The organism is Shewanella sp. K8, from assembly GCF_028823715.1.
GTDB classification, from domain to species: Bacteria; Pseudomonadota; Gammaproteobacteria; order Enterobacterales; family Shewanellaceae; genus Shewanella; species Shewanella algae.
Window position 1 is genome coordinate 1 of sequence record NZ_JAPEHY010000038.1, and the last position, 23,714, is coordinate 23,714.

The following is a 23,714-nucleotide window of genomic DNA, read 5'->3' on the forward strand; positions in this document are numbered from 1 at the left end:
GAAAACAGGGACGTTTTCGTCGAGGCTACAGGGACGTATTCACGCCGTGTCACAGTATCGCCTGTGCATAAGCCTGCGGCAGGCAATGAGAAACATCCATCGCCGGAGACCCAACCAATGCTATTTGGCTATTTTGAGCTGAAAGCTATGCTAGCCGCTGTACCAGCGGCCTAACATCGTGGAGCTGGTGCAATTCTGCAAGAATTACGTTACTTGAAGTTTCTGAAATGTCAGCAAACATACACTTAATTCCCTGGCACTGGCGAAACTGTGACTTGCCGAGGAAGATTTTTATAAAGATACAGGGAAAGCGCTCAGGGAGCTGATGCAAAAAGCCGCCCCTGGGGTCGGCTTTGGTATCGAAGATAAAGACCTGTACTTAGAAGCGCAGGGCTACACCTACTTTATATCTGGCTTCGCCTTCAAAGCTCCACACTGGGTAATCGGCCTTGAACTCGCTGATCACATCCTCTGCACTAATTGGGGAAACACCCGTCTGTATGCTGTCTTCTTCAGTGATGTTGACCGCTTCAAAAGTGATATCCAAATAGTCGGTTACCGAGTAGCTGGCACTGAGGTCCAAGGTCCCGTAAGACTCGTGCTGACGGTTACCGTAGAAGCCAGGCAGCTCGCGCATCATATACTCGGAGCGCCAGTTATAGGCCAGACGAGCGCTAAAGTCGTCCATCTCATAGTAACCTACCAGGTTGACGGTATGCTTGGATGAGTCAGAGAACACGCCCACACGATCAGGATAGTTTTCTGCCGGAGAGGATGCATCGGCAAAGGTGTAGTTCACTGAGTAACCCAAACCGTTGTCGAAGGAGTCCTGCAGTTGCAGCTCGATACCATCTATGCTGCCGCCGTCGGCATTGTATTTCTCGCTCACAGTCCAGCAGTCATAGATACCTACGCCACAAGAACTTTCACCTTCGGTTACCAGGTTGGGATCTTCAATACCTATCTGCTGATTCAGCTTCTGTTTGGTGGTGATAAAGGAGCTGACATCCTTGATAAAGTAAGTGGCGGCAAACAGGCCAGAATCACTGAAGTACCACTCCAGACTCAGGTCAGCCTGGGTCGCCTTGAATGGTTCCAGCGCCACACTGCCACGCACCAGTTTTTCATTAAAAGGTGTACCGTCGTTGTAACCCGGCAGGGTCGAGGTAGCAAACAGCTCGGCGTAGTTGGGGCGAGAGATCACCTGAGCGGCTGAGGCGCGCAGTATCACATCCTCACTCAAGTCGAAGGCGATGTTAACGCTCGGCAGTACGTCGTTATAGCTGGACTTATCTGTGCTCAGATCATCGGCAAACTGGCCCTGATCGTTAAGCGCGTAATAGTCAGACTCAATGTCGGTAGAGATGTAACGGAAACCGAAGTTACCGCGGAATCCTTCCCCGGCAAAAGTAGCCATGGCGTACAGAGCCAGGTTCTCTTCCTGGATGGTACCGTAACCAGACTTGTCGACGGTAAAGCCATCGATGGCGGCATAGGCATCGGCAATCATGGCATCAAATATCGGCTCAGGCAGAGTGAAACCGGCGCCGGATGACATGGTGCCATTGTAGTAGGCAGAAGCGTCCTTGGTCAGTACCTTGGCGTCATTGACTATCGCCGCATCTGTCATCTGGGTGACTTCATGATCGGCATAGCTCACACCTGTCTTGATGGCACTGATAACGCCCCAGGCTACCGGGAAGTTGAAGTCCAACTGAGCGAAGGTTTCTTCATCCGTGTTGGGCTGCTTCTTCAGCGCCCAGCCGGCAGTGGCCAATGGGTCGTTAAAGTCACCGGCCTCAAAATACTTGTTGGCGATGTCGATGTTGATCTTGTCGCCGGTGGCGTCATAGATACCGGCAAAGTCAGCCGGGACACCGATTGAGTTGCCATAGTTGGCAGTCAAGTCGGTACCGCCCTCTGCTTCGGTGCGGCCTATGCGACCTTCAACGGTGAAGTTATCCGCTTCATAGTTGAAGTTGAAATCCACTGTATCCGAGCTCATGCTCGCCTTACGGGCCCAGGTTTGTGCCCAGGCAAAACCGCCCTGATCGCTGTGATTTATCTTGGTACAAACGCCGGCGGCATTGACCTGTTCACAGGTGTAGTCGCCTCGCTGAGTGGGAAACAGGAAGATGGAGGTGTTGGCGTTGTTGGCGTCCAGCTCCAGATTCATGTAGTTGAGCCCCAATTCCAGTCTGTCGGTGGGACGATACTGCAACACCAGATTGATTGCGGTGCGCTCACGATCCTGTTGGAAGGTGGTTGGCACTATCTCACCCCAGCCAAGCAGGGTTTCGATGCCATTGCGCTGGTAGTCCGTCTGGCTCCAGGAACCTGCCAGCAATACACCGAAGTTTTCATCTTCGTTTTTCCAGCTGTAGAGACCGGAGGCTTCAGGATCTATCTCTTCCGAGACGCTACCATAGTCCCCTTTGGCGCTCAGGAAAATCGAATTGGCATCCAAATCCAGCGGTTTGCGGGTGTTGATTATGACAGTACCGCCTATGCCCCCTTCGGCAATATCGGCCTGGGAAGATTTGTAGACTTCAATCGAGCCCACCATCTCTGGCGGCAGCAAGGTGTAGTTGAAACTGCGGTCGATGGCCTGCTGATCGAACCAACCGGTAGAAGCTACCGAGTGGCCATTAAGCTGGGTACTGGTCAGCTGCGCCGAGGCGCCGCGGATAGAAACCTGTTGCCCCTGACCGAACTGGCGGTTAACGGCAACCCCTGGAATACGTCCCAGAGATTCCCCCACATCACTGTCGGGGAATTTACCTATATCTTCTGAAGTTACCGCATCGACCACGGCATCTGAAAAACGCTTGGTATTGACCGAAGCCTTCATCGAGGCACGCATACCACGGACTTCAATTTTTTCAATATTGGCAGTTTCGTTGCTGTTGTTATCTGCTGCCTCGGCAGCCAGCGCGCCAACAGATACCGCTCCCCCAAGGAGGATAGCGATATTTGCAGCGAGGGCAGTTTTCTTAAAGGTAGATGTTCGCATCTCGTTTCCCTTCCATCACTTTATTATCTTTTTTGTTGCCATAACCATTCCCTTCAAGAGAATGACAACGCTGTCATGTCTGGAGATAAACATTACACAATAATTAACAGTCTTGCCACAACAAAATAACGCCAGAGTGAATAAAAACTGTCATATTGCTGTGTTAATGGGAGAAAACAGATTTTTATTCTGGTCAAAAACTGTCCAGGCAGAAGTTTATGTAACCAAGCGTGTTAACAATAGCGGGAAACGAATTTATATAATGACCTAATCACTAAGGAAGTCGGATAACGCCGAAAGCTAATTGCTGTGCAAGCCACTCTCTACAAAAGAGAAGGCCATGAGGACTTATTCGCACCTTCCCTAAATTCTGCGTTGCCAAACTGGCTAAAAGTCAGCAGTATAAGATGCTCGACAAGCGGCCATGCCGCTTCCGGCCCCCGCTGGCTGTGAGTATTCGCCTGACATCTCGGACTAAGTTGAATGAAAGTAACCATCAATGACGTGGCTAAATATGCCGGCGTTTCCATCAAGACAGTATCCCGGGTCACCAATAATGAGCCTTCGGTTAAGCAGGCCACTATCGACAAGGTCAATGCTGCAATCAAGGCATTGAATTACCAACCGAATTTAGCTGCCCGCAACCTGGCTGCCACCAGTTCTTATGTCATAGGCTTCGTCTATGACAACCCCAATGCCTACTACATTATCGATATGCAGAACGGTATTCTCTCCGCCTGTCGGGACAAGGGCTATGAGCTGCTGATCCACCCCTGTGATGCCAAGGCCGATGGTATTTGTGAACAACTGACTACTATGGTGAAACATGCCCGCCTGGCCGGACTGGTACTGACGCCGCCGCTGTCGGAAGATCCCAAGGTACTCTCCGCCCTGGATGCCATAGGCGCCAACTATGTTCGCATCATGGCCGGTGACAGAGTGCTGGCCGATACCGGGCTGGCGGTATTGGTTAACGACAGATCCGGCGCCGTGGCCATTACCCAACATCTTATCGATCTCGGGCATCGGCAGATCGCCTTTCTCAGCGGCGACTATCATCACCAATCCACCAAGGAGCGTCTCGAAGGTTATCGTCAGGCCTTGAGGGATAACTGCCTGGACGAGTCTCCCGAGCTGATTGTCGAGGGTGAATACTCGTTTGAATCCGGAGTTGAAGGTGCCAAGAAGCTGCTCAAAGGGGCTAACCGGCCCAGCGCCATAGTGGCCTGTAACGACGAAATCGCCGCCGGAGCCCTGTTTGCCGCCAGGCTGGAAGGGGTGGATATTCCCACCGAGCTCTCGATTGTCGGCTTTGAGGACAGCCCCTTCTCACGCCAAACCTGGCCCAAGTTGACCACAGTGCATCAGCCCAACGGCAAGATTGCCCAGATAGCTACCGAGCTGTTGATCGCCAATCGCCGTGAGCAGAGCGCTCGCAGCGAGATCTTCACCCCAGAGCCGGTTATCAGAGACTCGAGCGCCAGAGTGCAAGCAAGCTGAAATTCCAGCCACTAAAAAGGCGCTCTACAGAGCGCCTTTGCGATAAGATTAAAAATCACTTTATCAATGCAGCTTGAGCTTGGGCCTGTGCCACTTCAGCAGCCGCTGCGCCAGACGATACACCAACGCCGAAAACCAACCGTACAAACTCGCCAGATGGCGTTGATACAGGGACATGTACATCATCCGCGCCACGTAACCCTCAATAAACAGGGAGCCGGATCTCAGGTTGCCCATCAGATTGCCCACCGCCGAGAAACGGCTCAGTGACACCAATGAACCATAGTCGCGGTAGACAAAAGGATTTTCTGCCTTGCCCTTCAAGCGGTTGAGAATATTCTTATACAGGGTTTCCGCCATCTGCGATGCGGCTTGTGCCCGGGGAGGCACAGGCTTGCCGTTGTCCTGCACCAAAAAGGCGCAGTCGCCCAAGGCGTAGATATCCTTATGGCCCTTGACCCGCATACAGGCATCGACCTCGATAAGGTTACGGTTATTGACCGGCAACTTATCAAACTGCTGCAGTACATCCGGCCCCTTGACGCCGGCAGCCCAAACCTTAAGCCCGGCAGGGATCAGCACATCTTCTTGGGTAATAAAGCCTTGCTTGGTCACTTCTTTGACCTGCACTCCTATGTGCAAGCGTACTCCGATATGATCCAGTACAGACTGGGCTCTGGAGCTCACCTTGTCCGGCAGAGCCGGCAATATCTTGGGCGCCGCCTCAATCAGGTGAATTTCCAGATGATGCTTGTCGACATTGAGGTAACCGTATTCTTTGACCGAGTCCAGCACATGATGCAACTCGGCGGCCAGCTCAACCCCGGTCGCGCCGGCGCCCACTATGCCGATACTGAGCTTTTCGCTGGTTTCATCCAGCAGCAACAGGTTGTCCAGCAACTTGTGGTGAAATTGATTGGCGCTGTCGAGGCTGTCGAGGAAGATACAGTGCTCTTTGGCACCCGGGGTGTTGAAGCTGTTGGCCACCCCGCCGATGGCAACTACCAGATAGTCGTAGGGCAACTCACGCTCGGCGATAATCTGCTCGCCGTCATCATTGCTGACTCCGGCCAGGGTGATGGTCTTGGCCTCGGGATCGCATTGCAGCATTTCACCGCGCAGGAAGCGATAGCCATTTTTCAGGCCATGGTCGCGATACAGCAAGCCTTCTACCGATTGATCTATCACCCCAACGGCCACTTCGTGCAGTTTGGGCTTCCAGATATGTACCGGACTCTTGTCTATCAGGGTTATTTCAGCCTCTTCCTTCAGGCCCAATTTGCGTCCCAGCTTGGAAGCCAGCGCCAATCCTCCGGCGCCGCCGCCCACAATTAAAATCCGCTTACTGGTCACAAATTCCCCCAAGAGTATGAACTAATGCAAGATAGTCTTTTATAACATGATCCTGCTCAAAAATAACCTGAGTTCTAAATTAATATTTCTTTATATATCACTGATGCAGGTGAATATTTGCCATCATTTCCTGTCGCTCAAGGCTGGTGTAATGCCACCTTGGTGCGCTTCAAACTGTAGAACATCCACAGACACAATAGGCTGCTGCAGGATGCCAAGGAGATCCACACGCCCGGCACGCCAAAGGCCCAGGCAAACACCCAGAGGAATAGGCCTATCAGCAGCAACTTGCTGCCCGTGAGTATCGAGGCCTCTGCCGGACGATTGATAGCCTGAAAGAAACTGGCTCCCACCAAAATCAAGCCTTCCATCGGCAAGCCCCAGAAATAGAGATACATGCCCTCAATGGCAACCGGGGCCAGGGTCGGGTTGTCACCGGCAAACAGATACACCATCCATTCCGGGCGGCTGTAGATAAGCACCAAGCCCAGCAAGGCGCAGATTAAGGTGACGGAAAACGCCATTTTGGCGGTCTGCTTGACCCTGTCATATCGACCGGCACCGGCATTGAAGCTGAGAATGGGTTGGGTGCCGAGGGCTATGCCTTCAAACACAAAGTAAAACAGGGCTTCGGTATAACTCACCACGCCATAGGCGGCCACATGCAGCGAAGTGCCGGTCCAGAGCAGAGCCATGTTATGCATGGTCAATACAATCGACAGGTAGAGATTCATCAGGAAACTGGGCATCCCCAGCTTGACGATTTCCCAAACCAGCTCCAGGCTCAGCTTCATCTGCTGCCAGTCGATATTGAGCCGGGTGCGCTTGCCAAAGAAATGTTGCAGACACAGGCCGCCGGTGACCGCCTGGGACAACATGGTAGCAATGGCGGCGCCGGCAAGGCCGAATGGAAAGACCACAATAAACAGCCAATCCAGCAGGGTGTTAAGCACGCCCCCAAATACCAGGATCCAGGTGACGAAACTGGGGCGACCGTCATTACGCAAAAGCGCCGAGAAGGCCATGGAGATGATGGGGAAAATGCCTAAGGCAAAGTACCAGAACAGGTATTGGTAGGCGCCTTCATAGACCTCACCTTCGGCTTTCAGCCAGCGCAGAATGTCATCGGTCAACATGGTTCCGGCAAGCGACACCACCAATGCACTCAACAGACAAAGACTGAAGGTATTGCCGAGAATTTTTCTGGCCCTGGCGACATCACCGCGGCCAAGATTGATGGAGATAAGCGCGGCGCCGCCCATGCCCAAAAGCGCACCGAGCGCATAGAGAATGGCGCCCACAGGGTAAGCCAGCATAATACCCGCCAGACCCGTTTCCCCCAGGTAGTGGCCGATAAACATCCCGTCTATGGTGACGTAAATTCCGGTCACCAACATGGACATCACAGTGGGGACTGTGTAACGCCAAAAGAGTTTACTGACAGGTTGCTGCAGTAAGGCGAGATCCTGCTCAGTCTGTGGGCTGTTTGGGGTCATGACGCTTTCTCAACATCAAAGGTGTTAAACCATAAGTTCGATATCAGAGGCCATATTAGGAGGCGCCAGCTCGGCCTCCATTCAAATTAGCACTCCGAAATCAATCACCTCGGAAAAAGTGGATGGCGGATTGTACCCGAGTTATCAGCCTGGATGCCACCGCCTTGAATAGGGCGTTATGCGGCGACTTTGATGGCGAGCAGTTGCTGCTCCAAAGATTCAGGTTGCAAAGGGGCGCGACTGATGAGCTCCAACCTGGAGTCCATGGCATCATCGAGCTCTTCAACGCTCAATTCACCATCGAGCATATTGAGCGCCGCTATGCCGTCTGCGGTGATCATCACAGCTTTTAGCCGCACCACATCGAGTGCCTTGACCCAGCGATAGAGGCGCTCGAGATCGAACAGCCAATCCGGAGCAAAAATCCAGCCATAGCTGTAACAGCCCTCGCCTTTGTTACTCTTGAACACTATGCCGCGAGCGTCCCACTCGGGCGTTTCCGGGCTCTGCGGCTCGGCGCCGAGTGGCTTGATGGCAAACACACCGGCATTTTGCCGCAGCAGCCCGGCGCCTAAGGGAGTGGCTTTAGCGTTCAAATTGGCCTTTGCCGGCCGAGCCAGCGAACGCAACAATTCATCATTGAGCTTCTGCTCTTTGGACCAGTAGAACAGCTCCCCTTGCAGTTGCTGAGCGGCAATAAAGGCGACTATTTGTTCCCTCAAGTGTGCAGCTAGCCGCTTACTCTCCAGCTCACTTTCCGGCTCATCCCCTTTTGCACTTAGCGGCTCATCCCCAGGCAGAACCATTGGCTCCTGGTGTTGCCAGAGGTCCTGCTTGCCGGCCAGCAGGATATCGGCTATCTGCAGCTGGGAGAGAAAATTCTCATGTTCGGTATAGCGCTTGTCACTGAGTTTACGCGGGTCAAACAGACAGATACTGGCCTTGAGGCTGAGCACTTCGGCAAACTGTTTCGAGCTTAGGGTTTTCAAAATCTCTTTGGGATGACCAAGGCCTGTTGGCTCTATCAGTAATCTGTCGGGTTTGGCCCGGGCAAGCAGCTGAGTCACCGCCACTTGAGTCGGCACCCCGGCAGCGCAGCACAAACAGCCGCCGGGCACTTCTCGTATGACAACGCCGGAGTCACTCTGCCCCATCAGACCGGCATCTATTCCTATTTCACCGAACTCATTGACCAATACCGCCCAAGTCTCGCCCGCAGGCTTATTGGCCAGCAGCGCTTTAATAAAGGTGGTTTTGCCTGAGCCGAGAAAGCCGGTGATCAGATTGGTGGCAACGGGTTTGAGGATCATCTGTGACTCCATTCCTTACAGCATTGAGGCAGCAGAGTGTAACCCAAGCAGGGAAAGAGTTAGCTCGAAATTGTAAACAGATGCAAAATGGGCGCGGATAGCGCCCATTTCTGTGAACCTGACCGGTTAGGGCTTGAGTTCGTGATCCACTATCGGTGTCAGCCCCTTGGCACGGTTTTTCATGGCATCCTCCAAGTCAAAGCCGCTGGCACGCCAGCCTTTGGCCTCAGCCGCAGAGAAGCTCTGCAAGTGCCACTCTTTGGCATCTTGGAGTTTAAAGCCTGCATCCTGCCAGGCGCCTGCGCTTGAGGCATCGAAACCGGCAACATGCCACTGCTGGGCGCTTCGGGAGTCAAAACCTGCCTCTTTCCAGGAGGCTATCTCGGTTGAACTCATACCGGACCAGTCTTTGGGAATGGAACTGCAAGCCACAAGCATACTCAACCACAGCAAGATCACTAATTTTCGCAACATACTCATCTCCTGATACCTTTACTATTCCTTAAGCTAAGGGGGCTGCGCTGCCGACGGCTTATTGAGGCAACGCATTGAGTATAGCAGGGCAGATTGCATTATCTGCGTCTTGGGCCTTTGGGAAGCGGACCCTTGCGGCCGGGTTTATGGCCCCTGTGAGTCTTGGCATGTCGGGGTTTCTCTATTGGCTGTAAATAGCGCTCCGGCAGCGGCGCGCCCTTCTCGTAACCCGGCAGTACTTCTCTTGGCAGCTTGTAACCGAGCAGGGCTTCTATTTCAGCCAGTTTTTGCTCTTCGGCCGGGCTCACCAAAGAGATGGCTTCACCGCTGCGCCCGGCTCTGCCGGTACGGCCGATGCGATGAATATAGTCATCAGCCTGGGATGGCAGCTCGAGATTGATAACCCTTGGCAAGGCCGGAATATCCAGGCCTCGAGCCGCGACATCGGTTGCCACCAATACCCTAACTTCTCCATCGATGAACTGCGCCAGAGCGCGGCTGCGGGCGCCTTGAGTCTTGTCACCGTGAAAACAGGCACTCTTGATGCCGTCGAGTTTCAGCTCTTGCTGCAACTGCTCGGCACTCTCCTTGGTACTGACAAAGGCCAACACCTGTTGCCAGTTGTTGCGACCAATAAGCTCGGCAAGCAACTCGGCTTTACGACGATAATCCACCGGATACACCTTTTGCTGGATCTGCGCCTGAGTGCGGCTCTCTTTATCCACTTCAAACCATTCTGGCTTATCGAGCAGCTTGTGCCCGAGGCGCTTGACCGCCTCGGGGAAGGTCGCCGAAAACAACATGGTCTGATGCCCATCTGGCAGATAGCGCCCCAGACGCTCAATATCCGGCAAAAACCCCAGGTCCAACATGCGGTCGGCCTCATCCAACACCAGGGCCTTAACCTTATCCAGCCTGAGGTGATCTTGGCTCAGGTGATCGAACAGCCGCCCCGGCGTCGCCACCAGCACCTCAATACCAGCCGCTATCGCCTTGCGTTGAGGGTTGAAGTTGGCGCCGCCGAAAATGGCCAAAATGCGAAATGGCGTATGGGCGGCGTATTTACCCAACTTAGTCGCCACTTGCTGCGCCAGCTCACGGGTTGGTGTCAGGATAAGCACTCTGGGCGCAGCGCCATACTCAGGCTCAGCGAGCCCCTGTTGCTGCCACTCATCAATCAAGGCGGCCAACAGCGGCAAGCCAAAGGCCGCGGTTTTACCTGTGCCTGTCTGGGCCGAAGCCATAATATCCCGTCCGGCCAATGCCGCCGGCAATACCTGCTGCTGCACCGCCGTCAACTCACGATAGCCGCACTGGGCAACGGCTTCGAGCAGCGCTCCCGGCAGCTGGGTTTCAGAAAACTGCATCTTCAACACCTGAAACATAAAAAGGTCGGCGAGTATACCGCAAACACAAGTTATCAGTTGGCATTTCCACCACCTATGACCTGATGCTTGCCAAGATACTTTTGCTCAAAGCCTTCGATATCCAACGCCTGGGAGTAGAGGTAACCCTGGGCATAGTCGCAGCCTATGCGGGTCAAGATCTCGGCCTGACCGGCTGTCTCCACCCCTTCGGCTATCACCTTCATCCCCAACTTGTGTGCCATGACTATGATGGCTTCACAGAGGGTCAGGTCACTCTCATCTGTTTCCAAATTACGGGTAAAAGATTGATCTATCTTGAGATAGTCGATATCAAACCGCTTCAGATAAGCCAGGGAGGAATAGCCGGTGCCAAAGTCATCCAGAGACACCTGAATACCGGCATCCCGATAGGCCAACAGCTTTTCGGTCACTCCCATATTGGCATCCAGTAACAGGCCTTCGGTTATCTCTATACAGATCCCCGAGCCAGAGACACCCAGACTTGTCAGCAACTCAAGCCACTCGGCAAAGCGGTTGCCTTCGTCGCGAAACTGAATTGGCGACTTGTTGATACTGATCTGCACCTCGCTCCCATAAGCCTCGCGCCAGGCGGCGCTCTGACGCGCCGCCTGCTCAAACACCCAGTTACCGATTTCAAAGATAAGCCCTGTGTCTTCTGCCACCGGAATAAACTCAGCCGGCGAGACACTGCCGCGCTCACTGTGATTCCAGCGCAGCAAGGCTTCGGCCTTGAACACCTTACCGCTGCCCAGCTCGACTATGGGTTGGAACCTGAGTTCGAATTCGCGCCGCTCCAATGCCTGACGCAAATCCTGAATAAGCCGCATCCTGTATTTGGCGTATTCCTGCATAGAGGCGGTGAAATAGTTGAAACGGTTGCGGCCCTGATCTTTGGCGGCATACATGGCCTGATCCGCATGTTTAAGCAACAACTCCACTGTCTGGCCATCATCGGGATACAGGGTAATGCCGATACTGGCGCTGATAAAGGCGGTTTCATCGCCCAACTTGAAGGGCTCGGCCAGACTGCTGAGAATATGGTTGGCAACCCGCTCGACCCCGTTATGATCCTGCACATCCGAGAGCAGCAAGGTGAACTCATCGCCGCCGAGTCTGGCCACCACGTCGGACTCACGCACACAGGCCTGCAGCCGCTCCGAGGTTTCCACCAGCAGTAAGTCACCCATGTCATGGCCTAGGGTATCATTAACCTCTTTGAAGAAATCCAGATCCAGAAACAGCAGCGCAAAACCATGGCCATGGCGCTTGGCCTTACGGATTTCATTGCCAAGATGCTCGGTGAACATGCGCCGGTTCGGCAAACCTGTCAGGGCATCATAGTTGGCCTGACGCCAGATAAGACGTTCATTCTGCTTCTTGTCGGTGATATCGGAAAACAGCGCCACCCTTCTCAGAGGGGTATCATCCGTGCTGTGAATGGTATTGATGCTGAGCCAAATCATTATCTTGCGGCCATCACTGCAGCGCAGCCACATCTCTCCCTGCCAGCGCCCCTTGTGGCTGAGATCATGATTCAGCTCACGGTAAAACCTCTCATCATGGTCGTCGCACTTGAGCATATCTATGTTACTGCCCAGCACATCTTGTGGCTGATACCCAGTGATGGCGCTGAACGCCGAATTGACCGTCATTATGGTGCCGACATCATCCAGCACACTCATCGCCTCGCTGGAGTTTTCATAGACGGAAGCCGCCAGCTTAAGGGAAGCTTCCAGCTGTTTTTGTTCGGTAATATCCACATGCACACCGCAAACCCTGAGCGGCCTGCCCTTCTCGTCACGACTGACCACCTTGCCGGTATCCTGCACCCAGCGCAGTTCGCCGTCCGGACGGATCAGCCGGTACTGCACCTTGTGTTGCTCGGTTTTGCCCGCCAGATGCTCATCCAAAGAGCGCAGTACCCAGGCCCTGTCCTTGGGATGAATACCATCTAACCACAGGCGTTTGTTGTCGTTGAGATTGTTAAGGGAGCAGCCGAGAATTTCGGCACTGCGTTTGTTGCGCACTACGGTATCCTTGACTGGGTCCCAGTCCCAGAAGCCGAGTTGACCGCTTTGCAGCACCAGCTCCAACTGATCGCGACTGGCGGCAATCGCCTGCTCGGCCAACTTGGCCGAGGTAATATCGATATAGCCGGCTATCACCAACTGTACCTGCTGATGATGGCGCTGGCAGGCCACTGTCATATGGGTATAGACATACTGTCCCTGCTTGGAGACGAAGCGTTTTTCCATCTCATACTCGTCGATTTCACCATCCAGCATCCGCCTGAATTGCGCCATATCGGCGGGCAGATCATCCGGGTGGGTCAGCTCAGACCAGGTCAGCTGCGACAACTCCTGCTCTGTATAACCCAACATTTGGCACATATGGGGGTTTATCTTGAGCCAGCGTTGATCCGGCGAGGTGATGGAAATCCCTATGTTGCCCACATGGAACTGGGAGCGAAACAGAAAGTCATCCTGCAGCCGAATGCGGTTGTCGCGCTCAAATTCCAGCCGCCGCGACAGCAAGCGCCCCAGCAACACATTGGTGAGTGGGAACAAGGTCAACACAGGCAAACTGATACTGGCAAGCACCCCTTTGGCGGTTTCCCAGGGCAGCAGTAACATCCAGGCCAGCATCACCAGATGCACCAACAGGGAAAAGCCGGCCAGCTCCGGGTAACCTATATCGGCGAGGGATTGCTTGCGCCGTTTGCGCCACAACAGGCCTATCAAGCCGCTGGAGAAGATCACTCCAACACCAACCCAAACAGCACCGCCACCGAGATAGATGCGAAAAGCGGCGGTAATCACGCAGGCGATTATGGTCGGCAGGCCGCCGAAAAACAGGCCTGAGATACTTAAAAGTACGGAGCGACTATCGAAGAAGATCCCCGGCTCGTAGCTCCAGGGGGTAAGCATCACCGCAATACAGATGCCACCGATAATGACGCCAATCAACAAACGCCACAGCAGGAAGTACTCCCGCTGCTGCTGTCTGGGAATAGCATCATAAATAAACACCAATGCCAGCAAAAATGCGGCATTTTGTGCCAAAGGAAGGAAAATGCTCTGCTCCATCTGCCCCCAAGCCTGTGAATAACAAAGAAGAAATCTACAGGTCTAGTGTAGCAGAGCACCTTCGGAAACCTGACTAATTTATGGCGCTTTCCACTAGGCGCCGCTCATCCTTGCTGCAACTTTCCACCTGGTAGAGTTGGGTCAGATAAAGCCTTGCGCTGTCTTGCCATGAAAAGCGACTGGCGGAGGCTCTTTTTCTAAGAGCATTCCAGTTGGCTGTGGAATAGAGCTCCAAGGCCCGGGACAGGGCGTCGAGCAGCGCCTTGGCCTGTTCATCCAGCCCGGCCCCCGAGAATACCAAGCCATTGTCACCGTCGCTGATGGTATCGGCCAGCCCGCCTGTGGCATGCACCAAGCAGGGTTGGCCTGCTCTCAAAGCCAGCATCTGGCTGATACCGCAAGGCTCGAAGGAGCTTGGCATCACAAACAGATCGCCGCATTGATAGAGGGCATCGGCCAGCTCCTGATGATAACCATTGATAAAGCGAAAATTGCTGTTGCTCGCGGCGATGCGGCCAAAGAGTGCCGCTATCTGCTCATCGCCGCTGCCAAGCAGCCAAAAACAGGCGCTGTCGCTAAACTGCGCCAGCCTTAGCAGCAGCTCTTCCAGCACTGTCTTGCCCTGCCAGGGATGACACAACAAGAGTAACTTCTGTTCAGTGAGCCTGCCAACCGAGGTCAGCAGCATTCCCGGTGAGTCAGATATCTGCCCCAAGCGGATTTGAGCAATCATATCTGCCGGCGTCACTGCTTCGCTGCGCCCGAGTTTACTCAATAATGCCTCTGTGGCTATCTTGGACAGTTGCAACTTGAGTTGCCGCCGCTTGCCGGCCGCGAGCGGTAGTCCTTTTTGATAGTCACAGCCGTTGAGAATGCCGAACACCTGGCCAAGCTTGGCTTTGGCCTGCAGGTCAGCCTCCAATCCCTCGCCGCCAAAGAAGCCCAGTTCAGGCTGTGACGGACGCAACACTTCCTTGGCGTAAGTCGCCGAGACCAGATGGATAACATCGCAGAACTGAATCGCCGCCCGCAGCGGATTGATGCACCCGGGGTAGCGGGTATCCAGCGCCAGTTGCAGTTTGGAGTTTACCCCTTCGGCCAACAGCCAGGGATACCAAGCTGCCAGGGAAGATGCCTCGCCGGCAAGCGGCCGCACACCCTGCATCGCCAGATTGTGGATACTGAGAACACAGGGCACTTTTGATAGGCCGCGATAGGCGGGATCCAGTGCTCTTAACATGGCAAAACCGCCGCAGTGCCAGTCGTGCAGGTGAAACCTGTCCGGCAGCGGCAATAATCCCTGTTTCAGCGCCGCCGCCACTGCAGCGCCGAAGAGGGCAAACTTGCCTGCATCTGTGGCAAAGGGGCGCTCAGGGCCATCCAGGCTGTAGACTTCACGCTTAACGCCGCAAAAACCTTCATGAGCCAGAAGATAGATCCACACCCCCTGGGAGTCAGGCTGAACCGCCGGATTGGCGATACGATACAGCCGCGCCCGGGTGTTGCCTGCGCCGAAAGCAAATTCAAACTCGCACAGAAAATCGGCCCCCTGCTCCTTGGCCAAAAAGCCATAGTCCGGCATTATGATATGCGCCGCCACGCCTTGGCTTTGCAGCGCCGGAGGCAACTCGGCCAGCACATCGGCCATACCGCCGACTTTGGCACCGGCCAGGGCAGCGTTTTCCGCTGCCAACATCAACACCTGCAGTTTTACTTTCGCCGCCATTATTCGTACCCCACAGGCAGTCCCAACATGTCGCGGGTCACCAGCACTACACCGTTTTCCGAGACCCGAAAACCCTTGGCCCTGTCGTGGTCATGGTTGAAGCCTATCTCCATCCCCTCGGGGATAATGCAGCCCCGGTCGATAATAGCCTTGCGAATGCGGCAATGACGCAACACCACCACATCGGGCAGGATCACTGAGTCTTCCACCTCTGAGTAAGAACAAACCCTGACCTCATTGAAGAGAACACAGTGGCGCACAGTGGCACCTGAGATAATGCAGCCGCTGGAAACCACAGAGTCCAGCGCCATGCCGCGCCTGTCATCATCGTCAAATACAAACTTGGCCGGCGGCAGTTGTTCCTGATAGGTCCAGATGGGCCATTTGGCATCATAGAGATTGAGCGCCGGCGTCGGCGACAGCAGTTCCATATTGGCTTGCCAGAAAGAATCCAGAGTTCCCACATCGCGCCAGTAGGCCTGCTCATTGGGAAAGGCGCTGCGAAACGGATAGGCATAGACCCGGTGCTTTTCTATGATGGCCGGGATAATGTCCTTACCGAAATCCCGGTTGGAATCGGCATTCTGGGCATCTTTTTTCAGCTGTTCAAACAAAAACTCTGTGTTGAACACATAGTTGCCCATGGATGCCAGGCAGGATTCGGGGTTATCCGGCAAGGGCCTGGGTTCGACCGGTTTCTCTTCAAAACCCAGAATACGGTTGCTGCTGTCCACCTCCATCACCCCGAAGGCGTTAGCCGCTTCGGCCACCGGCACCTCCATACAGGAAACCGTCATATCGGCGCCGGACTCGGCATGAGCGGCCAGCAGACCGGCGTAATCCATGCGGTAGATATGATCGCCCGAAAGCACCATCACATAGCGCGGCAGCTCGTGACGTATGATGTCTATGTTCTGAAACACAGCATCGGCCGTGCCCTGATACCAGTTGTCCGAATAACGTTGAGATGCCGGCAATATCTCCACCGACTCCCCCAACTCCTTTTTGAAATGCCCCCAGCCGCGGGTCACGTGGCGGATAAGCGAATGGGACTTGTACTGGGTCACCACCCCTACCCGGCGGATCCCCGAGTTGATGCAGTTGGACAGCGGAAAGTCGATGATCCTGAACTTGCCGCCGAAATAGAGCGCCGGCTTGGCCCGCCAATCGGTCAGCTCGTGGAGGCGGGAACCCCGGCCTCCGGCCAGGATCAGGGCATAGGTTTCACGGGTAAGGTTACTGATATAACGCGGACTCGGATTCGGCATAAAAGCATGCTCCCAATTAACAGAAAAAGGCGCTCACTGCGCGCCCCAGATATGGTCGCGATAACCGGCTATGGTGACATCGCTGGAGAAGCGGCCACTGACTGCGATGTTGCGAATACTCATGGCTGTCCAGCGCTGAGGATCCTGATAAGCCTTGGCGGCTTGCAGCTGGGCCAGACGGTAGGTTTCAAAGTCGGCCGCCAGCATCCAGGGATCTTGGGGCGACTCAATGGCGGCTATGATGGGGTCGAAGATCCCGGGCTCCTGCAGATTAAAGTGACCACTTTTGAGCAGCGCCATTACGCCGCCGAGCGCCGCCGAAGACGCTATATATTGCGCCGGGCAGTAGTGCGCCTTGAGCTCCTCCACCGCCAGGGCATTGAGGCCAAATAGAAAGAAGTTGTCTTCACCAACCTCTTCGAGCATCTCGATATTGGCGCCATCGAGAGTGCCTATGGTCAGGGCGCCATTCATCATGAACTTCATATTGCCTGTGCCCGAGGCTTCCTTGCCGGCGGTGGATATCTGCTCTGACAAATCCGTACCCGGGCAGATCACCTCCATGGCGCTGACGTTATAGTCGGGCAAAAAGGCAAACCTTAACCAGGGACTGACTCTGGGATCCTCATTGACCATATGAGCCACGTTGTTGGCCAGTTTGATCACCAGTTTCGCCATGGCATAACCGGGCGCCGCCTTGCCGCCAATCAAGACGCAGCGTGGCTGCATCCCCTGGGTATCGCCACTGACAATCCGCTGATAGAGATGGATCACATGCATGATATTCAGCAGTTGCCGCTTATATTCGTGGATCCTCTTAACCTGCACATCAAACATCATGGAGGGGTCGAAGTTCACCTGGCAGCGCTGCGCCACCAGCTCGGCCAGCGCCTGTTTATTGGCCTGCTTCACCTCGCGCCAGGCGGCAATAAATGGCTTGTCCGAGGTAAAGGCGTTGAGGGCAGTCAGGCATCTTAGGTCGCTCAGCCAATCCTGCCCCAGGCGGCTGCTGATGAGCGCGGCCAAACGGGGGTTACAGTGAGCCAGCCAGCGCCTGGGCGTCACACCATTGGTACGGTTGTTGAACTTATGCGGCCAGAGCTCGTAAAAGTCCCGAAACAGCCCTGTGGTCAACAGCCTTGAGTGCAGCGCCGCCACCCCATTGACCGAAAAGCTGGCCACTATTGCCAGATAAGCCATACGGATATGGGGCTCATCCCCCTCTTCTATGATGGACATCTGCCGCAGACGTGACACATCGCCGGGCCAGTGATGCGCCACCAACTCCAGGTATCTGGCGTTGATTTCATAGATGATCTCCAGAATACGCGGCAGCATCTGGGCGAACATGCGCACCGGCCAGCGCTCCAGCGCCTCCGGCAACAAGGTATGGTTGGTGTAGGCCATGCAATGGCTGACAATGTCCCAGGCGGCTTGCCACTCCAGCTGATATTCATCGATGAGCAGGCGCATCAACTCGGGAACCGCAATCGCCGGATGGGTATCATTGAGCTGCAGCACATGAAACTTGGCAAACTCACTGAAGTCCCGGCCTTTGTTGGCAACCCAGGTCGTCAACAGATCCTGCAAACTGGCAGAGGACAGGAAATACTGCTGCCGCAGCCGCAACTCTTTGCCGTTTTCACTGCTGTCATTGGGGTACAGCACCATGGTGATCTGCTCGGCCAGATTCTTGGCCGCCACGGCTTCGGTATAATCACCCTGGTTGAACTCGGCAAGGTCAAACTCATCCGTGGCCTCGGCCTTCCAAAGCCTCAGGGTGTTGACCCGGCCGTTGCGATAACCCGGCACCGGCATATCATAGGCAACCGCCAGTACATCCTGGGTATCCATCCAGGCCCTGTGCCGGCGGCCATCGCGGTCGACATGGCTCTGCACATGACCGAAGAAAGGCACTGTCACATTGTGCTGTGAGGCCCGCACTTCCCAGGGGTTGCCATCCCTGAGCCAGCGGTCCGGCTGCTCCTGCTGGTAACCATCGACTATCTGCTGGGCAAACATGCCGTACTCATAACGAATGCCATAGCCAGTGACAGCCAGCCCGAGACTGGCGCAGCTGTCCATAAAGCAAGCCGCCAGCCGCCCGAGACCGCCGTTCCCCAGACCGGCGTCATGCTCTTGCTGTTGCAAGGTTTCAAGTGCTACCGCATAGCCTTGCAGCATCTCCCTGCACTCGTCGGTCAGGTCCAGATTGAGCAAGGCGTTGCCCAGGCTTCGGCCCATCAAAAACTCCAGCGACAGATAAGCCACCTGTTTGCGCTGGTACAAAGCGTCCTGGCTGCGACTGGCGCACCAATCGTCCAACAGCTGCTCTTTGACACTCAGGGCCAACGCCTGATAGAGCTCCTGTGGCCTGCGCTCATTGCGGTTAAGATCGTATCTCAGCTGTCTGGCAAAGGCCGCCGGCAGTGAATCACAGGGCTCGCAGTCTTGGTGCGCCAGATGGCCTGGGGCTTGTTGACTAGCGGGTGCTATTGGCGATGCGGCTTTTGATGCTGTTGTCGATTGGCTCTTACTGCGGCTCTTGACTCTATTCCTTGAAGTATCAGTCATGGCTGGCTCCTTTGGCTGAGGACGACAGATAACGGCCACCTGCGGCCAGCAGCTGAAAACTGAAGGCGGCAACGGCGAAAGATGAAGCTGTGGGATAGCAGGATTGCAGTTCATCCCGTCCGGCTTCGCTGGAAAACAGCAGCTGCCACTGCTCACCGGCTCCGGGCGGCGGAGCTGGCAGACAAAAATGGCTGTTGCTGTCACCGGCATGCAGCAGGATCAGCAGAGCTTCGGTCTGAAGTTTGTTTTCTCCTTGAGGGCTCATATCTAACTGACGGCTCTTTTTCAGCTGACGGCTCTCTGCCCGCTGAAGGCTCTTATTGAGCTGACGGCTCTGCATCAACTGCAAGCTGCGGCACTGGACTTCGCCCCAATGACCGGGTGTCATGGCCTCGCCGGAGGCAGCAAACCAAGCCAGGGCTCTGGGAGCCTGGAGGGCATCGGTGTGAACATAGTCATCGCTGTCATAAAAGCCGCAATCCCGGCGAATATGGATAAGCCGGCGAACAAAGGCGCCCAGCGCAGTATCCTCCCTGTGCCAATCGAGCCAGCCCAATGGGTTATCCTGACAATAGGCGTTGTTGTTGCCGCTCTGGGAGTTGCCGAACTCATCGCCGGCCAGCAACATGGGCGTGCCCTGGGAGAGCAGTAAACTCGCCAGCAGATTACGGCTTTGGCGCGCCCTCAGGGCCAATATGGCGGCATCTTTGCTCTCGCCTTCCACGCCATGGTTGGCACTGAAGTTTTCGTGGTGTCCATCGCGGTTGTTTTCACCGTTGGCCTGATTGTGCCGCTCGCGATAACTCACCAAATCTCTCAGGGTGAATCCATCATGGCTGCAGATAAAGTTGATTGAACTTTGTGGGCCGCGCCCCGAGTGTTCAAACAGATCGCCGGAGCCGGAAAGGCGCCTGGCAAGCTCGGGCAAGAGCCCGGCATCACCGCGCCAGAAACGCCGCAGGGTATCGCGATATCTGTCGTTCCATTCGGCAAAGCGATTGGGGAACTGCCCCAACTGATAACCGCCCGGGCCTATGTCCCAGGGCTCGGCTATCAGCACACATTGCTGCAGTTCAGGGTCTTGCAGCAAGGCATCGAACAATCCGGCGCGATTGCTGAACCCCTGCGTCTCACGGCCAAGGCTGGTGGCCAGATCGAAACGAAAGCCATCCACCCCCATGATATCGACCCAGTAACGCAGCGAGTCCATCAGCAGCTGTACGACTCTTGGATGGCTGATATCCAGGCAGTTGCCACAGCCAGAGTCATTGATATAAAAACGCTTATCTGCCGGATGCAAACGGTAGTAGCTGAGATTGTCCAAGCCGCGAAAACTGACGGTCGGCCCCTGACGATTACCCTCGGCGCTGTGGTTAAAGACCACATCCAGCACGAGTTTGATACCGGCATCATGCAGGGCAGAGACCATCTGCTTGAATTCGCCAATGGCATCGTCAGAGGCCGAATATGCCCCATGGGGAGCGAAGAAACCTATGCTGTTATAACCCCAGTAATTGCTGAGCCCGCTATCCAGCAGAAAAGGCTCGGACAGAAAGGCGTGCACCGGCAGCAGTTCGACACAGGTGATCCCGAGCGACTTGAGATAAGCTATCGCCACCGGGTGCGCCAAACCGGCAAAGGTGCCGCGAAGCTCAGGGGGGATCCCGGCCATGGCGGCGGTGAAGCCCTTGAGGTGCATCTCGTAGATCACTTCATTACGCCATTGGCCGCCCGGTAAGCGCTTGCCGGTAAAGCGGGTATCGGCTACCACTTGGCATTTGGGCATGGCCCAGGCGTTGTCACAGGGATCGGCCCATAAGTCATCACCTATTCCGGCACTACCGGACTCCCGCTCCGGGGACCCTGGTACTGGGGATTCAGCATCCCCCGGATGGCAAACAGCGGCCAATGGCCGGCCCTGCTCATCGACTCTGGCATAGCCAAGTTGCCAGGGCCCATACTGCCAGCGACCACAAAAGGCTCTGGCGTAAGGGTCCAGCAGCAGCTTGGCCGGATTGAATCTGTGCCCTTCCTGAGGCTGATAAGGGCCATGCACCCGATAGCCATAGCAGAGTCCTTCACCGGCCCCCTGCAGCAAACCATGGAACACCTGTTGCGAGGACGGCATAAGCTCGAAACGGCCCGACTCCTGCCATTGGCCATTTTTGTATTCAAACAGGCACAGCTCTACCCGGGTTGCATGAGCCGAAAACAGCGCAAAATTCACCCCTTCCTGCTCGCCATTGGCTTCATGCACCAGAGTCGAGCCCAGAGGCCAGGGTTTGCCTGCAAGCATCTGCATCAGCCACGCTCCAAGGCGAAATAGACGCTCGCCAGTGGCGGCACCCGGATAAGCGCGCTGTATGGCATGCCCTGCCAGGGGATCTCCTCGGCTTCTATGCCTCCGGCGTTGCCTTGATTACTGCCGCCGTAGAATGCGCTGTCGCTGTTGAGCAGCTCGCGGTAACGTCCGGGCTCTGGCAATCCCAGTCGATAGCCTTCCCTGACACAAGGGGTAAAGTTACAGATAACCAGCACCATGTTGCCGTCGGAATCGATACGCGTAAACGCCAGCAGGCTGTGCTGACTGTCGTTGCAGTCGAGCCAGCGAAACCCTTGCGGCTCGCCGTCACACTGCCACAATGACGGCTGCCGGCGGTAACAGAGGTTAAGATCCCGCACCCAATCGCTGAGCCCCTGATGAGACGGATACTGCAGCAGGTGCCAGTCGAGGCTGAAGTCATGTTGCCATTCGCGCCGCTGGCCAAACTCGCCGCCCATAAACAGCAGCTTTTTCCCCGGATGAGCCCACATAAAACCGTAAAAAGCCCGCAGTGTGGCAAACTTCTGCCAGTCATCGCCGGGGATCTTCTCCAACAAGGCGCGCTTGCCATGCACCACTTCATCGTGACTCAGCGACAAAATAAACTGCTCGGTATAGGCATAGATGAGGGAAAAAGTCAGTTGCCCGTGGTGATAGCTGCGATGTACCGGCTCCTTGGTGAGATAATCCAAGGTGTCGTGCATCCAGCCCATATTCCATTTGAAGCCGAATCCCAAGCCGCCGGCAGCGACATCCCGGCTGACGCCATCCCAGGCAGTGGACTCTTCGGCTATCATGATGATCCCCGGGTACTCATGGTAGAGACGCATGTTGAGCTGCTGCAAAAAGGCTATCGCTTCCAAATTCTCACGGCCGCCATATTCGTTGGCCTGCCACTGGCCCTCTTCGCGGCTGTAATCCAGATAGAGCATGGAGGACACGGCATCGAGGCGCAGGCCATCGAAGTGAAACTCCTCCAGCCAATAGCAGGCATTGCTGAGCAGAAAACTCTGCACCTCTTTGCGGCCATAGTTGTAGATCAAGGTGTCCCAGTCGGGATGACGGCCACGGCGGGGATCTTCATGTTCATACAGGCAAGTGCCATCAAAATACGCCAGGCCGTGGGGGTCGGAAGGAAAGTGTGCCGCCACCCAGTCGAGCAGCACACCGATACCCGCCCTGTGGCAGGCATCCACCAGCAGTTTAAGCCCCTCGGGATCGCCAAACCTATGACTGGGAGCATACAGCCCCACGGGTTGATAGCCCCAGGAACCGTCGAAGGGGTATTCACTCAGCGGCATAAATTCCACATGGGTAAAACCGTGAGATTGCAGGTAAGGCACCAAGAGTTCGGCCACCTCTGCGTAGCTGAGAAAACCGCCTTCGCCGTTACGCCGCCAGGATCCCAGATGCAGCTCATAGATACTGACCGCCTGTCGGTGCCAGGCGCTTTGCGCCCTGGCGGCCATCCAATCATCGTCCTGCCACTGCCAATCACTGTCTGCCATCGGCACTATCGAGGCGTTGTGGGGCGCACCTTGCATCTGTCTGGCGCAGGGATCGGCCTTTTCCAGCCAGCTGCCATCCTGGGTTTGCAGCAAAAACTTATAGTGCTCACCGCCCTGGACTTGCGGCAAAAACAGCTCCCAAAGGCCTGAGGCCGGGTGGCGGCGCATGCTGTGGCGACGCCTGTCCCAATGGTTGAAATCCCCCAGCAAAGACACACTTTTGGCATTGGGAGCCCAAACACAAAAACGCACACCTTTTACGCCCTGGCACTCGAGCCAATTGGCACCGAGCAACTGCCAGCCCTTCAGCAGACTGCCTTCATTGAAGAGAAAACATGCCTGTTCATCGAGCGAAGCATCAAAGCGGTAAGGGTCGTCCAGCACCAGCTCCGCCTGGGGATAGCTGATGCGGAGCCTATAGTCGAAGGGTTTGACCCTGCGCCCCATAAAGCCACAGAACAGGGGCTCGGCGCCAACGACAGGGGTAAGCTCGGCCACCTTACGGCCGGTTTTCGCATCCAGCACCTCGACGGCGGCGGCGCCGGGCAGCACGGCGCGCAGTAGCAAGCGGCTGCGGCCATTTTGCTCGACCAGATGCATTCCGAGCCAGGCGAAGGGATCGCCATGGCGCCCTTCGGCCAAAGCGCAGGCAGCGGCAAAGTCCAGTTCAGGGACCAGGCTTTCCTGCATTGGCT

The 23,714-nt window shown here is 55.4% G+C and carries 13 protein-coding genes; 1 reads left to right on the plus strand and 12 read right to left on the minus strand.

All coding sequences use genetic code 11. The annotated features are described in order from the left end of the window. Positions 1 to 379: 379 nt before the first annotated feature. Positions 380 to 3,013, minus strand: coding sequence for a TonB-dependent receptor (locus ON072_RS17615; protein WP_261752850.1), 2,634 nt, complete (start codon positions 3,011 to 3,013; stop codon positions 380 to 382). 483 nt (positions 3,014 to 3,496) lie between these two features. Here ON072_RS17615 and ON072_RS17620 point away from each other — a divergent pair, with 483 nt between their 5' ends. Beyond that, positions 3,497 to 4,513, plus strand: a complete 1,017-nt coding sequence (locus tag ON072_RS17620; protein WP_123115898.1) for a LacI family DNA-binding transcriptional regulator — start codon at positions 3,497 to 3,499, stop codon at positions 4,511 to 4,513. Positions 4,514 to 4,576: 63 nt separating this feature from the next. Here ON072_RS17620 and ON072_RS17625 read toward each other — a convergent pair whose 3' ends face one another. The 11 genes from ON072_RS17625 to glgB form a co-directional block, all read right to left on the minus strand. After that, the gene (locus ON072_RS17625) at positions 4,577 to 5,866 is read right to left on the minus strand and encodes an NAD(P)/FAD-dependent oxidoreductase (protein WP_261752849.1); all 1,290 of its coding nucleotides are present in this window, start codon (positions 5,864 to 5,866) and stop codon (positions 4,577 to 4,579) included. A 137-nt stretch (positions 5,867 to 6,003) separates the two neighbouring features. Beyond that, entirely contained in the window at positions 6,004 to 7,362 is a 1,359-nt protein-coding gene (locus tag ON072_RS17630; RefSeq protein WP_062794005.1) for an MATE family efflux transporter, read from the minus strand. Positions 7,363 to 7,538: 176 nt separating this feature from the next. Further along, positions 7,539 to 8,672 (minus strand): CobW family GTP-binding protein, encoded by a 1,134-nt coding sequence (locus ON072_RS17635; RefSeq protein ID WP_274626116.1) that lies wholly within the window; start codon positions 8,670 to 8,672, stop codon positions 7,539 to 7,541. Between the two features lie 126 nt (positions 8,673 to 8,798). Next, positions 8,799 to 9,146: a hypothetical protein gene (locus ON072_RS17640; RefSeq protein WP_234505548.1), complete on the minus strand. Its 348-nt coding sequence runs from the start codon at positions 9,144 to 9,146 to the stop codon at positions 8,799 to 8,801. 98 nt (positions 9,147 to 9,244) lie between these two features. Beyond that, the gene (locus tag ON072_RS17645) at positions 9,245 to 10,513 is read right to left on the minus strand and encodes a DEAD/DEAH box helicase (protein ID WP_261752847.1); all 1,269 of its coding nucleotides are present in this window, start codon (positions 10,511 to 10,513) and stop codon (positions 9,245 to 9,247) included. Positions 10,514 to 10,566: 53 nt separating this feature from the next. Next, positions 10,567 to 13,620, minus strand: coding sequence for an EAL domain-containing protein (locus ON072_RS17650; RefSeq protein WP_221055910.1), 3,054 nt, complete (start codon positions 13,618 to 13,620; stop codon positions 10,567 to 10,569). 73 nt (positions 13,621 to 13,693) lie between these two features. Then, the gene (locus ON072_RS17655) at positions 13,694 to 15,346 is read right to left on the minus strand and encodes a glycogen synthase (RefSeq protein ID WP_261752846.1); all 1,653 of its coding nucleotides are present in this window, start codon (positions 15,344 to 15,346) and stop codon (positions 13,694 to 13,696) included. Continuing rightward, a complete protein-coding gene (gene glgC / locus ON072_RS17660) occupies positions 15,346 to 16,614 on the minus strand; it encodes a glucose-1-phosphate adenylyltransferase (protein WP_044733960.1) in 1,269 nt (422 codons plus the stop codon). Before glgC ends, ON072_RS17655 begins: the two co-directional genes overlap by 1 nt. 33 nt (positions 16,615 to 16,647) lie before the next feature. Beyond that, positions 16,648 to 19,188, minus strand: coding sequence for a glycogen/starch/alpha-glucan phosphorylase (locus tag ON072_RS17665; protein WP_190535077.1), 2,541 nt, complete (start codon positions 19,186 to 19,188; stop codon positions 16,648 to 16,650). Next, positions 19,181 to 21,490, minus strand: coding sequence for a glycogen debranching protein GlgX (gene glgX, locus ON072_RS17670; protein ID WP_208162044.1), 2,310 nt, complete (start codon positions 21,488 to 21,490; stop codon positions 19,181 to 19,183). Before glgX ends, ON072_RS17665 begins: the two co-directional genes overlap by 8 nt. Next, the gene (gene glgB / locus ON072_RS17675) at positions 21,490 to 23,709 is read right to left on the minus strand and encodes a 1,4-alpha-glucan branching protein GlgB (protein ID WP_208162274.1); all 2,220 of its coding nucleotides are present in this window, start codon (positions 23,707 to 23,709) and stop codon (positions 21,490 to 21,492) included. The genes glgX and glgB overlap by 1 nt, the downstream gene beginning before the upstream one ends. Positions 23,710 to 23,714 lie beyond the last annotated feature (5 nt).

Coding starts and splice junctions, on each gene's coding strand:
- ON072_RS17665 (WP_190535077.1), bottom strand. CDS start 19,188: ATGACTGATACTTCAAGGAATAGAGTCAAGAGCCGCAGTAAGAGCCAA.
- ON072_RS17620 (WP_123115898.1), top strand. CDS start 3,497: ATGAAAGTAACCATCAATGACGTGGCTAAATATGCCGGCGTTTCCATC.
- glgX (WP_208162044.1), bottom strand. CDS start 21,490: ATGCAGATGCTTGCAGGCAAACCCTGGCCTCTGGGCTCGACTCTGGTG.
- ON072_RS17640 (WP_234505548.1), bottom strand. CDS start 9,146: ATGTTGCGAAAATTAGTGATCTTGCTGTGGTTGAGTATGCTTGTGGCT.
- ON072_RS17645 (WP_261752847.1), bottom strand. CDS start 10,513: ATGCAGTTTTCTGAAACCCAGCTGCCGGGAGCGCTGCTCGAAGCCGTT.
- ON072_RS17655 (WP_261752846.1), bottom strand. CDS start 15,346: ATGGCGGCGAAAGTAAAACTGCAGGTGTTGATGTTGGCAGCGGAAAAC.
- ON072_RS17650 (WP_221055910.1), bottom strand. CDS start 13,620: ATGGAGCAGAGCATTTTCCTTCCTTTGGCACAAAATGCCGCATTTTTG.
- glgB (WP_208162274.1), bottom strand. CDS start 23,709: ATGCAGGAAAGCCTGGTCCCTGAACTGGACTTTGCCGCTGCCTGCGCT.
- ON072_RS17630 (WP_062794005.1), bottom strand. CDS start 7,362: ATGACCCCAAACAGCCCACAGACTGAGCAGGATCTCGCCTTACTGCAG.
- ON072_RS17635 (WP_274626116.1), bottom strand. CDS start 8,672: ATGATCCTCAAACCCGTTGCCACCAATCTGATCACCGGCTTTCTCGGC.
- glgC (WP_044733960.1), bottom strand. CDS start 16,614: ATGCCGAATCCGAGTCCGCGTTATATCAGTAACCTTACCCGTGAAACC.
- ON072_RS17615 (WP_261752850.1), bottom strand. CDS start 3,013: ATGCGAACATCTACCTTTAAGAAAACTGCCCTCGCTGCAAATATCGCT.